Genomic DNA, 13940 nt, shown 5'->3' with positions numbered 1-13940 from the left:
TCGAACCGAGTAGCGACGAGCGGATCACCGATTCGCAACATGCCCAAAAGGGGAAATAGATTGAGACTGTTATTATTACCTTTGCTATGTATGAGTTTGCTGGGATGTCAGTCAACTCAGCAGGCCGTTGATACACCCAATGTGACAGTGCCTTTTGCTGTACCACTGGCGGCTAACTTTCGCAATGAAATCGCCATCGCCAGATACAGTGAGTTGTTGCAGAACAAAACGCTGGATAATGATCAACAGGCGCAGCTGTTTTATAACCGCGGCATGCTATATGACAGCCTGGGGTTAACCACATTAGCACGGATAGACTTTAATCGCGCAGTCAAACTCAAGCCAGATTTGGCAGAAGTCTACAATTTCCTGGGCATTCACCACACACTGCGACAAGAGTACGGTACAGCATACGAAATGTTCGATGCGGTGCTTGAACTAAATACAGATCATGAATACGCCTATTTAAATCGTGGTATTGCCTTGTATTACGGTGAACGTCCGGCACTGGCCGTGAGTGATTTTGAGGCTTTTCTGGCACGTTCTCCTCAGGACCCGTACCGGCTCATGTGGCTCTATCTTGCAGAGTCAGAAATCGACCCAGTTGCGGCAAAAGCGGCCCTTAAGCAGCATAGCCAGGCATTAAATAATGACGAATGGGCAACACAGCTGGTGCAGTTATATCTGGGGGAGTTGTCTCAGCAGGCATTCCTTGCACAGGTTGGAGATGGTGTGAAGTCGCAGCAGGAGTTTGCTGAACGTCTGTGCGAAGCCTACTTCTATCTTGCCAAGCGTTACCAATTTGAAGGTAAGACAGGTAAGGCTATCGAATATTTTAAACTGGCACTTGCCACCAATGTGTATGAATTTGTCGAGCACAAATATGCTCGTCTGGAATTGCAAATCATCGCTGATGAAATGAATCAGGCGGATGTAGGCTAACGCTATGTCTGCTTCTGTGCTTCGCTATGTGGTAATGCTGGTTAGCATCACTCTCATAGCGGGCAGTACGGCCAATCCTTGGCTAATGAGCTCCCCCAATGTGCGTCAGGCACAGTTAGCTTTGCTCAAGCGCAGCCCACAGAGTTTTTACCTCGACACCCGACAGGCCAGTTTATTGTTGCCTGAGGTACCCAATGACACTGTACTGGCATTACGCCAACTGGGATCGCCAGAGGCGACTTTCGAGAGGGCGATCAGGTTACTCGAAAAAGGCGATTTGCACACTGCTGTAATGCTTGCCAGCGCACACTGGGACGCTGTCAGCGCACAAGCTCATAGGCGTTTACTGCAATCACTAACTGCGATTCAGGCTGTTCCTGAGATAATTCAGCTATCTGCTCAGTTTTCCCTGCCCCAGCCATACATGACATTGTCACAACTTATGCAAGGGGTGTCTCCAGGTCAGCTTGGTCGTTCTGATTTGAACCGACTTGGGGTGGACACACTAGATAAGGTCAGCTGGGATAATGCAGCATGTCAGCGTCGAGTACTTATGTTGAGTGACTCCTGGCTGGGACTTAATAAACTGGAACAGCTAAAGGCACAGTATCTTGTAGCACCTTTGCCATATGCCGGAAGCTATTGCTTTGCAGGTCCGATCTATATGGGAGCAGACTTACAGTGTGGTGTGAAAGCACGCAAGTATGCACATTGTGATGTTATTACCATGCCTGACAGAGCACACTGGTCTTCGGCGGATCACTTAGTGTTGATGACAGGGCAGGGTGAGGCCAACGTCAGCCGTGGAGTCATGACTCTAAACCTCAAAAGTGACTACAAGGTGTTTATTCATGAATTGATGCACTTTAGTGGCTTTGAAGATGAGTATGCCATTGGTATAGATAAAGCTCAGTGGTTATGTGCGACTCCTGGCCATAAGGCGCCAAATTTATATGTAGGCCACACGCCTCCGAAGGGTTGGTACCCCAGCCACAGCTGCGAGGCAGGAGAGCTGCCTGCCTATAAACCTCAGCAAGCCATGTCCAATATGCAATATCAGAGCCTGGCGTTGTCAGCACGTTACAAAGAACTTTGGTTATTGGCATTTCAGCAACAGCGCAATAAACCCACTAACTTTCAGCGATTTATTCAGGTCAAATTAGCCGCTAAGGGTTAAAAGCCCAGTTTATTTATGAATTTAATCTGAATTGTTTGTAAATGTTGGCTAAAATGGCAGCGTATAGAGCGCGAAAGTCTAGACAACTCAAATACTAATCAAGTATAACTGGTAAGCGTTATGTGTGATAAAAACGTGCGCAAAATAAATCAGATAGTCTATGCATAACACTAGCTACACACTGCGCGCTGTTCCGTTATTTACGGTTATTGAAGATAAAAGGTTTTCTTTATGACATTGCTTTGGATACCCTTGCTATCCTTATTAGGCAGTTTACTCTCATCGTTTACAGGTAAACTATCCCGCAATCACTCGACTGCGGTGACTTTGCTTGCGCCCGGACTGGCACTTGCGCTGGCCTGCTATATGGCTCCGGAGGTGTTTGCCAATGAACAGCTGCGTACCACGATTGAGTGGATCCCGCTGTTGGGCTTAGAACTCTCATTCCGCTTAGATGGTTTATCATTGTTGTTCGTGTTCCTGATCCTGGGGATCGGCATATTGGTGATCTTCTATGCGCGTTACTATCTCAGCAGTAACGATTCCATTCCCAAGCTGTACGCATACCTCATGTTATTTATGACGGCGATGCTTGGCATCGTGATGTCGAACAATGTGTTGCAATTATGGCTGTTCTGGGAATTGACCAGTATCAGTTCCTTTTTGCTTATCAGTTACTGGTGGCACAAATCAGAAGCCCGTAAAGGCGCCAAAATGGCATTGGCTATCACTGGTGGCGGTGGCCTGGCTCTGCTTGCCGGCTTGCTGTTGCTGGGTGATATTGTCGGGAGTTATGACTTAGACATCATTCTTGCCAGCCGTGAACTGATCCAGGCTCATGACTTGTATGAACTGGCTCTGATCCTGGTATTACTGGGTGCATTCACTAAATCTGCGCAGTTCCCATTCCATTTCTGGCTGCCACATGCCATGGCTGCACCAACGCCTGTGAGTGCTTACTTACACTCCGCAACTATGGTTAAAGCGGGTATCTTTTTACTGGCTCGTTTCTATCCGGCACTGGCCGGAACCGAAATTTGGTTTATTCTGGTTGGGTTAACCGGTCTTGTGACTTTGCTGGTCGGTGCCTATATCGCTTTATTCAAGCATGACCTCAAAGGACTACTGGCATTCTCGACCATTAGCCATCTAGGCCTGATAACCTTGTTGCTGGGCCTGGATACTGAACTGGCAACGGTCGCGGCTATCTTCCACATTATCAATCATGCGACTTTCAAAGCCTCATTATTTATGGCTACCGGGATCATAGATCACGAAACCGGCACACGAGATATGCGCAAGCTAAATGGGATGTGGCGATTTATGCCATACACAGCAACGCTTGCCATGGTGGCAGCAGCATCTATGGCGGGTGTTCCGCTGTTGAACGGCTTCTTATCGAAAGAAATGTTCTTTGCTGAAACCTTGCACCAGCAGCTGCTTGGCTCAATGTCCTGGCTGATCCCGATTCTGGCAACCATTGCCGCTGCCTTTTCTGTGGCATACTCGGCCCGTTTTATCCACGATGTGTTTTTCAACGGAGAGCCGGTGGGCTTGCCTAAGGAGCCACACGAGGCACCACGTTACATGCGTGTGCCTATCGAAGTTTTGGTCGCATTGTGTCTGATTGTGGGCATGTTCCCGGGCTTTATCGTCAGTGATATTCTTAACGTTGCCTCTGCTGCAGTATTGGGCGGGGAACCACCTGAATTTAAAATTGCCATCTGGCATGGCTTTAATCTGCCTCTGCTGATGAGCGGCATCGCTGTATGTGGTGGTCTGTTGATCTACACACAGCGCCGTTATCTGTTTACATTCCAGGCTTCATTGCCTCCCCTTAATGCGAAAAAAGGGTTTGAGCATGCGATGTATAGACTGGTCAGCTGGAGTCGTGCGCGCATTGATGCCATCGAAAATGGGTCGTTACAACGATACCTGATGCTGATGCTGTTGGTGGTGCTGTTAAGTGCAGGCTGGCCGCTGTTCGAAATGAGCCAGCTAGTTGGTGAAAACAAACCAACACCTATCGATGTACACAATGCGATTGGTGCAGGTTTGCTGATGATTGGTGCGATAGGCACAGTTATCTGGCATCGCACACGTATGGTTGCCTTGTTGATGATCTCGGTTGTGGGCCTGATGGTGGCCGTTGCATTTACTCGCTTCTCTGCCCCGGATTTGGCACTTACTCAGTTAACTGTTGAAGTTGTCACCATTATTCTGTTGATGCTGGCGCTATTCTTCTTGCCGCAAAGAACACCGAAAGAGAGTAGCTCGGTGCGGGTGTTGCGCGATCTGGGTATTGCTTCTGCCATTGGTGTCATCGTGGGGAGTATTTGTTATGCCTTGATCACACGTCCACTGAGTTCTATTTCAGACTTCTTCCTTGCAAATGCAAAGACAGGAGGTGGCGGTACCAATGTGGTGAATGTTATTTTGGTCGACTTCCGTGGTTTCGATACTTTGGGCGAAATAACTGTACTAGGTATCGCCGCCCTGGGTATTTATAAGCTTTTGATTAATTTGCCGCTATTTATGCCAGGTAGTGACTCAGAGGGTCGCCCCTGGGCAAGAGAACGTTACCCCATCCTGTTGGCGTCTATTTCACAAAGCTTGTTACCGTTGGCCCTATTGGTGTCGGTATACATTTTCCTGCGTGGCCATAACTTGCCCGGGGGAGGCTTTATTGCGGGTCTGGTTACTGCGATTGCCTTTATTTTGCAGTATATCGCGCACGGGTCGAATTGGATCTCAGAGCGCTTCACACTCAACTACCGCAAAATTATTGCCTCAGGTATTGCCATAGCCATGATTGCAGGCTTGGGCAGTTGGGCATTTGACCGCCCGTTCCTGACCAGCTGGTTTGATTACTTTGATTTGCCGGTAATTGGTGAGATTGAACTTGCCAGTGCACTGGTATTTGACTTGGGTGTGTATATTACGGTTGTTGGTGCAACTTTGATGATCCTGGCGAGCCTGGGCAAGTTGACAGCCAATGCACCTAAAGAAGAGGTAAATATTTAATGGAGCTATTGTACTCATCTTGCGTAGGCCTGTTAGTGGCCTGCGGAGTATTCCTGATTTTACGAGCCCGGACCTTCCCTGTGGTATTGGGGCTTACTATGTTGTCCTATGCGGTTAACTTATTTTTGTTTGCGTCTGGCAGGTTGACCATGAACAAAGCAGCGGTTTTGGGGTTTAGCGACGGGTATGCCGATCCTTTGCCTCAGGCGCTGGTCTTGACAGCGATTGTGATAGGCTTTGCAATGACGGCGTTTGTGGTCATTCTGGCTATTCGGGGTCGTGCTGATCTGGGCAACGACCATGTTAATGGCAGTGAAGTGCACACGGCTTCGCGCAATGTTGGCTCTCAACGTAAGGAGCAAAGTAAAGCATGACGCAGCACCTAACTTCTTTGCCAGTATTGCTGCCAATGCTGGCCGCTATTTTTATGTTGATGCCACCTTGTGGCAAAAATCTCAGAGCCCGTCGCATCGTCTCAGTGGGCATGGGCGTACTCACTACCGTGGCATCGGCAATTTTGCTGCTGATGACCCAGGAACATGGCACGTCTGTTTATGCCATTGGTAACTGGTCTGCACCATTTGGTATCGTACTGATAGCAGATCCTTTGTCTGCACTGCTGGTGACACTGACTTCATTTCTGGGGCTAGTGTGTGGTTTATACAGTTGTGCCGGTGACGATGAGCGGGGAAGTTTTTTCCACCCGCTGCTACATTTTTTGGTCCTAGGCGTCAATGGGGCATTTCTTACTGGTGATGCATTCAATCTGTTCGTATTCTTTGAAGTATTGTTGATTGCCTCATACTCACTACTGATGCACGGTGGTGATAAGCGCAATACACGTGCAGCTTTGCAGTATGTGATACTGAACTTAGTTGGGTCGTCGGTATTCCTGATTGCTTTGGGGATATTGTATGGCACGCTGGGCACCTTAAATATGGCGGACATGGCACAAAAAGTGACGTTACTGCAAGGTGACGATGTGTACCTGGCTAAGATAGGTGGCTTGTTACTATTGGTTGTGTTTGCTCTGAAGGGCGCATTATTGCCGCTTCACTTGTGGCTGCCTAACACCTATTCGACGGCAATGCCTGTCGTAGCGGCTTTGTTCGCTATCATGACCAAAGTGGGTGTTTATTCCATGATGCGTGTATATACCCTGATTTTTGGTGAAGAAGCAGGTGAGTTAAGTCACATGGCACAAAACTGGCTCTGGTGGCTGGCAATCGCAACCATAGTGATGGGTGCCATCGGGGTATTAGCAAGTCAGGACTTAAGAAAAATGGTGGCGAACCTCGTCGTTGTATCAGTCGGCACTTTGGTTGCCCTGGTTGCTGTACAAACTGTACAAAGTAGCGCGGCGGCCATCTACTACTTAGTTCATTCGACTTTAGTGAGTGCGGCGTTATTTCTGCTAGCAGATCTTATTGCAAGGCAAAGAGGCAAAGTCGCAGATAGGATCACCGCTGGCCGACCCGTAGCGCAACCTTTGCTAATCGGCGGTGCATTTTTGATTGCCGCGGTGGCAGTCATAGGCATGCCACCCTTGTCCGGGTTCGTTGGTAAAGTGTGGATTTTGAGATCAACGCTGGATACGCCGTATGGTAACTGGTTCTGGCTAGTGTATCTGGTTGCGAGTCTGGCGGTTCTTATTTCCGTCTCAAAAGCGGGTAGTACTGTGTTTTGGCATCATACTGGCAAAAGTGAGAGTGAGCAGGAACGGGCTCACCCAGCTCAGATCAGTGCCGTGCTTTTATTGGTACTGTGCACGCCATTGATGGTGATTTTTGCAGGTCCTCTGAGTGAATATGCATTGCTTGCCGCTCAGGAGTTGCACGATTTCACAGGGCTACTGCAGGACGTGTTAGGAGGAGTAAACTAGATGCGTTTGGAAGCAAAATATAAATGGTTGCCAACGCCGTTTCGCAGCCTAATGCTGTTTATTGTTTGGTTGCTGTTAAATAACAGCGTAGCACCAGGTCATTTAATCTTGGCTGCGATTTTGGCCGTTGCTATTCCCCTTGCGACTTTCCCATTCCGTACCAAACAGCCTTTGGTATTGAAACCAGGTAAGGCACTACAATATTTGTTAATGGTTTTGTACGATATTTTGATGGCCAATATTGAAGTCGCAATCAAGATTCTGGGACCGACACGAAAATTGAAGCCCGCATTTGTAAAAGTGCCCATTGATCTGGCTCAGTCTATGCCGATCACCATTTTGGCGAGCACCGTGTCGCTGACACCGGGCACCGTGAGTGCAGAAGTCTATCCATGGCCTGAAGACATGGCTGATGGCGCAGAGCCACAACAACGTTACTTGTTGATCCATGTTCTGGATCTAGACGATGAGGCAGCGTTGATCGACACGATTAAAACGCGTTACGAAAAACCCATTAAGGAGATCTTTGCATGTTAGAGACGGTGATTCTGATTGTCTTTGCGATGATCGGTGTATCTTTGCTACTTAATCTGTGGCGACTTGTGGTCGGGCCATCCATTCCTGATCGAATCCTGGCATTGGATACCATGTATATTAATACGATTGCCCTGATAGTGCTATATGGCATGAACATGGGCACTTCGTTGTATTTCGAGGCTGCACTATTGATTGCCTTGCTTGGCTTTGTCAGCACAGTGGCGGTATGTAAATACCTGCTGCGCGGCGATATCATTGAATAGGGGGAGCGAATGATGGAATGGGTTATTTCATTTTTGTTATTGTTAGGCGGCAGTTTAGTTTTGGTCGGCTCCATAGGTCTGGTCAAAATGCCGGATTTCTTTATGCGTCTGCACGGACCGACTAAAGCAACGACTTTGGGTATGGCCTGCTTATTATTTGCAGCAATGGCTTACTATGGTTTTTACGGGGAAGGGGTGAGTGTCAAAGAAATTCTAATTTCTATGTTTTTGCTCATTACCGCGCCTATCAGTGGTTATATGTTGATTAAATCGGCAATTCACCACAGATTAGACAGTATCGAGCCCACCAGTGGCAAAGACAAGATTGAGGAAGACTGAGTCTCGTTTTAATCATGAGTCGCTGTAGTGCTTCAACAGCGACTCCTTTTGTTTGTATCCCCAACTTTTCATCCTGCTGAGCTGTTTAGTTTGCTCTCACCCATTCAACTCTTATCAATAAGTACAAATTATGTACTACCCTTGTTTAATGTAAAAAAAATCGCGGATTAGTGTAGTCATAATTACTTAAAGCTGTCATTTTAGAATACGCAAAAAAGCGAAACTTTTGCTAAAGTTATCTAAATAAACAACCATTTGTGAGTGTTTTATATGCAGCATATGTCCATCAAGAAGAAGCTTGTCCTGTTTGTGATCACGCTGGTGACCGCCCTTGTGGCTTTGCTAGTAACGACCATGTGGATGAACCTGCAAAAAGAGAACAAAGTACAGAGTACACAACTCAGAGAACTGGTTTATCAGGAGATCAGAACAGGGCTAACAGCACAGGGACAATATTATGCACGTCAGGTAGCTGAGTTTATCAACTCGGCTTATCGGGTACCCTACACATTAGCAGGGGCTTTGAAAGAAACTTCTGTAAGCACGCCATTGGCGCGTACTCAGGTGCAAGATCTGGTTGCCGGCGCATTGAAACAAAATCGTTTTGTATCCTCAATGTATGCTCAGTTTGAACCGAATGGTTATGACAGACAAGACCAAGCTAATACGTCCGGTGCCAGTCACTCTGCACCAGGAGATGGTACGCTGGAGCTCTATTTCACCCGAGATGCCAGTGGGATCACGCAACATCAAATTGAGTCAGCGGCTGATAAGTATTTAGACAAACGTAACGAATTTGGGCTTCGCGAAGCCGAATGGTATCTCTGTGCACGCGACAGCGTGGCGCCTTGTATTATGGAGCCTTATCTGTACGAGATTTCTCCAGGCAATAAGATGCTGATGACATCACTCACTGTACCAGTTGATGTTAACGGACGTTTTCAGGGGCTGGTAGGGGTTGACGTCAACTTGCCGGTATTCCAGAAGCTGGTTGATGAATTATCAGAATCACTTTACCAGGGACAGGCGAAAGTATCTTTGCTCAGTAAGTTGGGATTGGTTGTCGGTGCCAGCCATTACGATAAACTTGCCAGACCTTTGAAAGAATCTGTCAGCTCGGACGTCGCAGAGAAGCTGTTGAACTTACATCAAAAAGGTGGGTTCAGTGAAATAGGAGATATGCTCGCTATTGCTGTGCCTATTGAGATCAAACTTGCCAATACGACCTGGTCTTTAGTTATCGAATTACCTAAGGAGGTTGCACTGGCCTCTGTTACCCAGATAGAACAACAAATAGAAGAGTCAACCAACTCACTTGGACGTTGGATGCTGTTTTTGGGCACTGTCGTTGCAGCTGTCGCATTGGGTCTTGCGCTGGTGCTGATTAACACCATCATTGGCCCGTTGACGTATATTGAGGAGCGAGTCGATAGTCTTGCTTCCAGCGAAGGTGACCTGACTCATAAACTGGAGGTAAGTCATCATGCTGAATTGATATCTCTGGCTAATGGCTTTAACCGCTTCACAGACAAACTCAGAAGCATGATCATTGATCTCAAAGAGTTGGCTGAGGAGTCATATGCCCAATCTCACAAGACAACAGAAGCAGCCATCAATATAAAAAACAAGGTATCGAATCAGCATCTTGAAATAGACAGTGTTGTGACCGCAATTAACGAATTGAGTGCAACAGCAACAGAAGTGGCCAGAGCCTCGGAAAAAGCAGCTTCAAGTACAAATCATGCTGTTGAGACGGTGCAAAGTAGTGAACGAAGTATAGTCAGAACAACAGAGACAGTGCAGGAAATCGCCGAGCAGGTATTAGACGCGAAGAACGCGTTTGGCAAAGTCTCTGAGCGCAGTGGTGATATTTCCAAAATCCTGGATGTTATTCGCGCCATTGCTGAGCAAACCAATTTACTTGCGCTAAACGCGGCGATAGAAGCGGCCAGGGCAGGTGAACAAGGTCGAGGATTTGCTGTGGTCGCTGATGAGGTACGTGCACTGGCTTCAAAAACGCAGGCCTCAACCGATGACATTAGCAAGCTTATCGATAATCTGCAAAGCGAAGTCACCGGTTCAGAGCAGATCATTGAAAGGACAGTCAGTCAGGGTGAACAAGCGGTTTCATATTGTCGGGAGTCGGCAGAGTTAATGAGTAGCTTAGTGGGCGAGCTCAGCAGTATCTCAAATGAGGTAACACAAATCGCGACTGCGGCAGAAGAACAAAGCATGGTGACAGAGGAAATTAGCACCAACACAACAGGGATTTCTGACGCGGCTGCTGAACTGTCTGGCTTTGCTGATGAAGTAGAGCAAGCAGCAAGTGCACTGACCTATATAGTTGAGCAAAAGCACAAGCAGTTAAATCTACTTAAAACCTAAGTCCCACCTCTATCTGAATGTCCTACAGGGTCAACTCTGGCAATTAACGTCAGAGTTGACTATCATAACTGTAAATACATACAGTTATTTCAATGATGAAACTTTATATTGCCGAAAAACCGTCCCTTGGCAGAGCCATAGCGGATGTATTGCCCAAACCTCATAAAAAGCATGATGGCTATATAGAACTGGCCAATGGGGATTGTGTTACCTGGTGTATTGGTCACTTACTTGAGCAGGCTGCCCCAGAAGACTATGATCCTAAGTATAAAAAATGGCAAATGATGCATTTGCCGATTATACCGCAGCAATGGCAGTTCAACGCAAAGCCTAAGACAAAAAAACAACTGAGTGTTGTTAAAAAGCTCATAAAAAAAGCAAAGCATCTTGTTCATGCTGGCGACCCTGACAGGGAAGGGCAATTGCTGGTTGATGAGGTACTTCAGGATGCAAAGCTCCCGGTTTACAAAAAGCAAGATACACAGCGACTGCTGATCAGTGACTTAAACCCTTCTGCTGTAAAAAAAGCACTCAATCAGATGCGTTCCAATCAGGAGTTTGTACCTCTAAGCGTGTCAGCGTTAGCGAGAGCTCGAGCGGACTGGCTCTATGGTATGAATCTGACCAGAGCTTATACGTTGGTTGGGCAAAAAGCAGGGTTCCAGGGAGTACTGTCAGTTGGCAGAGTACAAACACCGGTCCTGGGGCTTGTTGTGAGGCGGGATATTGAAATTGAAAACTTTGTATCCAAGCCCTTTTATGAGGTGCAAGCTTATGTGAAGAAAAGTGATGGGAGTGAATTTTGTGCCAAGTGGCAACCCAGTGAGGCATGCCAGCCTTATATGGATGAGGAAGGCCGGGTGCTCGTCAAAGGCTTGGCTGAGAATGTCGCTTCTAGGATCCTGGACCAGAATGCCCAAGTTAAGAAAGTGGATGCGAAACCGAAGAAGCACAACCCGCCTTTACCTTATAACTTATCGGCATTGCAAATCGATGCGAACAAGCGGTTTGGTATGTCAGCGAAACAAGTATTGGATGTGTGTCAGGCGCTTTATGAGAAGCATAAACTTATTACATATCCCCGCTCTGATAATCGTTATCTGCCGAAGGGGCACTTTGCTGAGTCCAGACAAGTATTAGATGCGGCATTAAATAACCAGGGGCTGGAAGAAGACAAAGTTGCAGGCGCAGATCTGAACTTGAGGGGCAAATGCTGGAATGATACTAAAGTTGAGGCACATCACGCCATTATCCCAACAGCAAAGAAGTTGAAAACGGCTCAATTAGGCCAGTACGAAAAACAAGTTTACCAGTTAATTTGTACTCAGTATCTGGCGCAGTTTTACCCTTCTTATCGGTATACAGAAACCAAAGTGGAATTAGAAATTGCTGGCGGCGTGTTTATTGCCAAAGCTGAACAGATCATCGACCTTGGCTTTAAACGTTTATTTAAAGTGGAAGAAAAGAAGCAGGTTACTTTGCCCCAGCTGGAAGTCGGCGAGTTACTAAACTGTTTTAAGGGAGAAGTAATAGAGAAACATACTCAGCCCCCCAGTCACTTTACAGAAGCAACCTTATTAAGCGCCATGACAGGTATCGCCAGGTTTGTGTCGAACGCAGATATCAAGAAAGTGTTGAAAGAGACTGATGGGCTGGGTACAGAGGCAACCAGAGCCGGTATCATCGATTTATTGTTTAAAAGAGGCTTTTTGCAACGTAATGGCAAAAGCATTAAATCAACAGAACTAGGTATTGCGCTTGTCAAGACACTTCCTGAAGATCTGTCTTTGCCTGACCGAACGGCACTGTGGGAGTCTCAACTGGCGAAAATTGCAATGAAAGAGCAAACCTATCAGACATTTATGCATCCCCTTGAAAATGAAATAACAGGTATTATTGAATGCGCGAATACGAGTGACAGTGCTATGTTTAGTGGCCTGAAAAGTGGTAAATCCGGTTCGAGAGCCTCATTTTCTAAAAAAAGAACTAAAAAACGCGCAAGTACCCGAAATGGCCGTCGAAAGTCAGCGGCTTAATCGGATTTTATATTTGCCTTGTAATTGGTGTGGATGTCACCATATAGATAGTCAAATATCAAAGCTGGTTTGAACATGGAAAATAAAATCTCACTTACACCGGAAAACATTCAACAGGTGTTGGCATCTTCGGATCCTGAAAAGCTCATATTAATGACGTTTTTTAGTGCTCAGGAACCAAATTGTATTGCGCAAGCTGATATTCTTGATGCGCTTGCTCAGCAATATCCAAATAACATAGTGGTTGCAACGGTAGATTGCGATCAACAGCAAATGCTTGCTTCTCAGTTGGCCCAACAAGTAGGTCTTCAGGCGTTACCAACTTTGGTTGTGTTGAAAGGCGGTACGCCTGTAGATGTTCTCCCTGGTGCGAAAACACAAGAAGAGATTTCCAAGGCTTTGTCGGAGCACCTGCCTTCACCTGAGCTGATTTTACTTGATCAAGCCAAGCACGCGCTTGCTAATGGCGAACTGAATGATGCCTTTGCACTGGCAAAGCAAGCTTATGGTGTTGCAAAAGATAATCCACGAGTTTCGCTGGTGTTTGCAGATATCTGTATTCAGATACAAAAAGTGGAAGAAGCTGAGGCGCTATTAGCGTCTGTCCCGGCAGAAGCACAAGATGCCTACTTCACTAACTTAAAGTCGAAACTGGAACAAGCCAAAGAGGCTCAGGAGTCACCTGAGCTTAAGCGTCTTATGGCTGAAGCTGAAGCTGCACCGGATGATTTATCTATATTATGTCAACTGGCTCAGGTCCAGGTCGATGCTGGAAAGAAAGCTGATGCTTTGGAAAGCCTGATATCTGTGCTAAGAAAAGACATGAACTTTGGAGAAGCCAAAAAAGGCTACCTAGATATCATTGCGTCCTTACCGGAAGGCGACGAAATTGCAGCTCGCTACCGGCGAAAACTCTACAGTCTTTTGTACTAATTCTTTTCTCTAATAAAAATGGCGCAAAAAAGCGCCATTTTTTCTTGCGTCTCTTCTGAAATGTACAATACTTAGATCCCCTAGCAGCTTTAATGTGTCAAATAGGTGAATATTTGATGACAAGGATAGGGGTTTTGGCATGTTTAGTATAAAAATCGCTCGAGAGAGCCGTTTTTCTCACTTTTCTTCAAAAAAGGGGTTGCGCTGAGTTTCGATTTCCCTATAATGCGCATCCACCGACACGGGGCACAACGCTGAAAAGCAACGAGCCAAGTGAAGGAAAAGCCAAACGGAAAGCTTAATTAAGAAAAATTAAATTTTCTAGTTGACTTTAACAGTGAAGCGGTTAATATGGCGCTCCACTTCGCAGCAAGGCTGCGGTAACTAACCAAGGTTAGTTACACTGTTCTTTAAAAATATGA

Annotated in this window: 11 protein-coding genes; all 11 read left to right on the top strand. The window is 46.5% G+C overall.

Annotated elements, in window-relative coordinates; translation table 11 throughout:
- The first annotated feature begins 39 nt into the window (after positions 1 to 39).
- The 11 genes from nlpI (at position 40) to CWB99_RS05965 (ending at position 13518) form a co-directional block, all read left to right on the top strand.
- Entirely contained in the window at positions 40 to 942 is a 903-nt protein-coding gene (gene nlpI / locus CWB99_RS06015; RefSeq protein ID WP_138550231.1) for a lipoprotein NlpI, read from the top strand.
- A gap of 4 nt (positions 943 to 946) precedes the next feature.
- Entirely contained in the window at positions 947 to 2119 is a 1173-nt protein-coding gene (locus CWB99_RS06010) for a hypothetical protein (protein ID WP_138550230.1), read from the top strand.
- 231 nt (positions 2120 to 2350) lie between these two features.
- Complete coding sequence (locus tag CWB99_RS06005) at positions 2351 to 5143, top strand: monovalent cation/H+ antiporter subunit A (protein ID WP_138550229.1); 2793 nt, start codon at positions 2351 to 2353, stop codon at positions 5141 to 5143.
- Positions 5143 to 5517, top strand: coding sequence for a Na+/H+ antiporter subunit C (locus CWB99_RS06000; protein WP_138545818.1), 375 nt, complete (start codon positions 5143 to 5145; stop codon positions 5515 to 5517). The genes CWB99_RS06005 and CWB99_RS06000 overlap by 1 nt, the downstream gene beginning before the upstream one ends.
- Complete coding sequence (locus CWB99_RS05995; RefSeq protein ID WP_138550228.1) at positions 5514 to 7025, top strand: monovalent cation/H+ antiporter subunit D; 1512 nt, start codon at positions 5514 to 5516, stop codon at positions 7023 to 7025. Before CWB99_RS06000 ends, CWB99_RS05995 begins: the two co-directional genes overlap by 4 nt.
- Positions 7026 to 7562, top strand: coding sequence for a Na+/H+ antiporter subunit E (locus tag CWB99_RS05990; protein WP_138550227.1), 537 nt, complete (start codon positions 7026 to 7028; stop codon positions 7560 to 7562).
- A complete protein-coding gene (locus tag CWB99_RS05985; protein WP_010385043.1) occupies positions 7556 to 7825 on the top strand; it encodes a K+/H+ antiporter subunit F in 270 nt (89 codons plus the stop codon). Before CWB99_RS05990 ends, CWB99_RS05985 begins: the two co-directional genes overlap by 7 nt.
- Before the next feature lie 9 nt (positions 7826 to 7834).
- Positions 7835 to 8164, top strand: coding sequence for a Na+/H+ antiporter subunit G (locus CWB99_RS05980; protein WP_138550226.1), 330 nt, complete (start codon positions 7835 to 7837; stop codon positions 8162 to 8164).
- 270 nt (positions 8165 to 8434) lie between these two features.
- Positions 8435 to 10549 carry a methyl-accepting chemotaxis protein gene (locus CWB99_RS05975; RefSeq protein ID WP_138550225.1) on the top strand — a complete coding sequence of 705 codons (2115 nt, stop codon included), beginning with the start codon at positions 8435 to 8437 and terminating at the stop codon, positions 10547 to 10549.
- A gap of 95 nt (positions 10550 to 10644) precedes the next feature.
- Positions 10645 to 12585 (top strand): DNA topoisomerase III, encoded by a 1941-nt coding sequence (locus tag CWB99_RS05970; RefSeq protein WP_138550349.1) that lies wholly within the window; start codon positions 10645 to 10647, stop codon positions 12583 to 12585.
- A 75-nt stretch (positions 12586 to 12660) separates the two neighbouring features.
- Positions 12661 to 13518, top strand: a complete 858-nt coding sequence (locus CWB99_RS05965) for a tetratricopeptide repeat protein (protein ID WP_138550224.1) — start codon at positions 12661 to 12663, stop codon at positions 13516 to 13518.
- Positions 13519 to 13940: the final 422 nt, after the last annotated feature.

The organism is Pseudoalteromonas rubra (assembly GCF_005887095.1).
In the GTDB taxonomy this organism is placed as follows: Bacteria; Pseudomonadota; Gammaproteobacteria; order Enterobacterales; family Alteromonadaceae; genus Pseudoalteromonas; species Pseudoalteromonas rubra_E.
This window is presented reverse-complemented; position numbering and strand designations above follow the sequence as displayed.

Coding starts and splice junctions, on each gene's coding strand:
- nlpI (WP_138550231.1), top strand. CDS start 40: ATGCCCAAAAGGGGAAATAGATTGAGACTGTTATTATTACCTTTGCTA.
- CWB99_RS06010 (WP_138550230.1), top strand. CDS start 947: ATGTCTGCTTCTGTGCTTCGCTATGTGGTAATGCTGGTTAGCATCACT.
- CWB99_RS06005 (WP_138550229.1), top strand. CDS start 2,351: ATGACATTGCTTTGGATACCCTTGCTATCCTTATTAGGCAGTTTACTC.
- CWB99_RS06000 (WP_138545818.1), top strand. CDS start 5,143: ATGGAGCTATTGTACTCATCTTGCGTAGGCCTGTTAGTGGCCTGCGGA.
- CWB99_RS05995 (WP_138550228.1), top strand. CDS start 5,514: ATGACGCAGCACCTAACTTCTTTGCCAGTATTGCTGCCAATGCTGGCC.
- CWB99_RS05990 (WP_138550227.1), top strand. CDS start 7,026: ATGCGTTTGGAAGCAAAATATAAATGGTTGCCAACGCCGTTTCGCAGC.
- CWB99_RS05985 (WP_010385043.1), top strand. CDS start 7,556: ATGTTAGAGACGGTGATTCTGATTGTCTTTGCGATGATCGGTGTATCT.
- CWB99_RS05980 (WP_138550226.1), top strand. CDS start 7,835: ATGATGGAATGGGTTATTTCATTTTTGTTATTGTTAGGCGGCAGTTTA.
- CWB99_RS05975 (WP_138550225.1), top strand. CDS start 8,435: ATGCAGCATATGTCCATCAAGAAGAAGCTTGTCCTGTTTGTGATCACG.
- CWB99_RS05970 (WP_138550349.1), top strand. CDS start 10,645: ATGAAACTTTATATTGCCGAAAAACCGTCCCTTGGCAGAGCCATAGCG.
- CWB99_RS05965 (WP_138550224.1), top strand. CDS start 12,661: ATGGAAAATAAAATCTCACTTACACCGGAAAACATTCAACAGGTGTTG.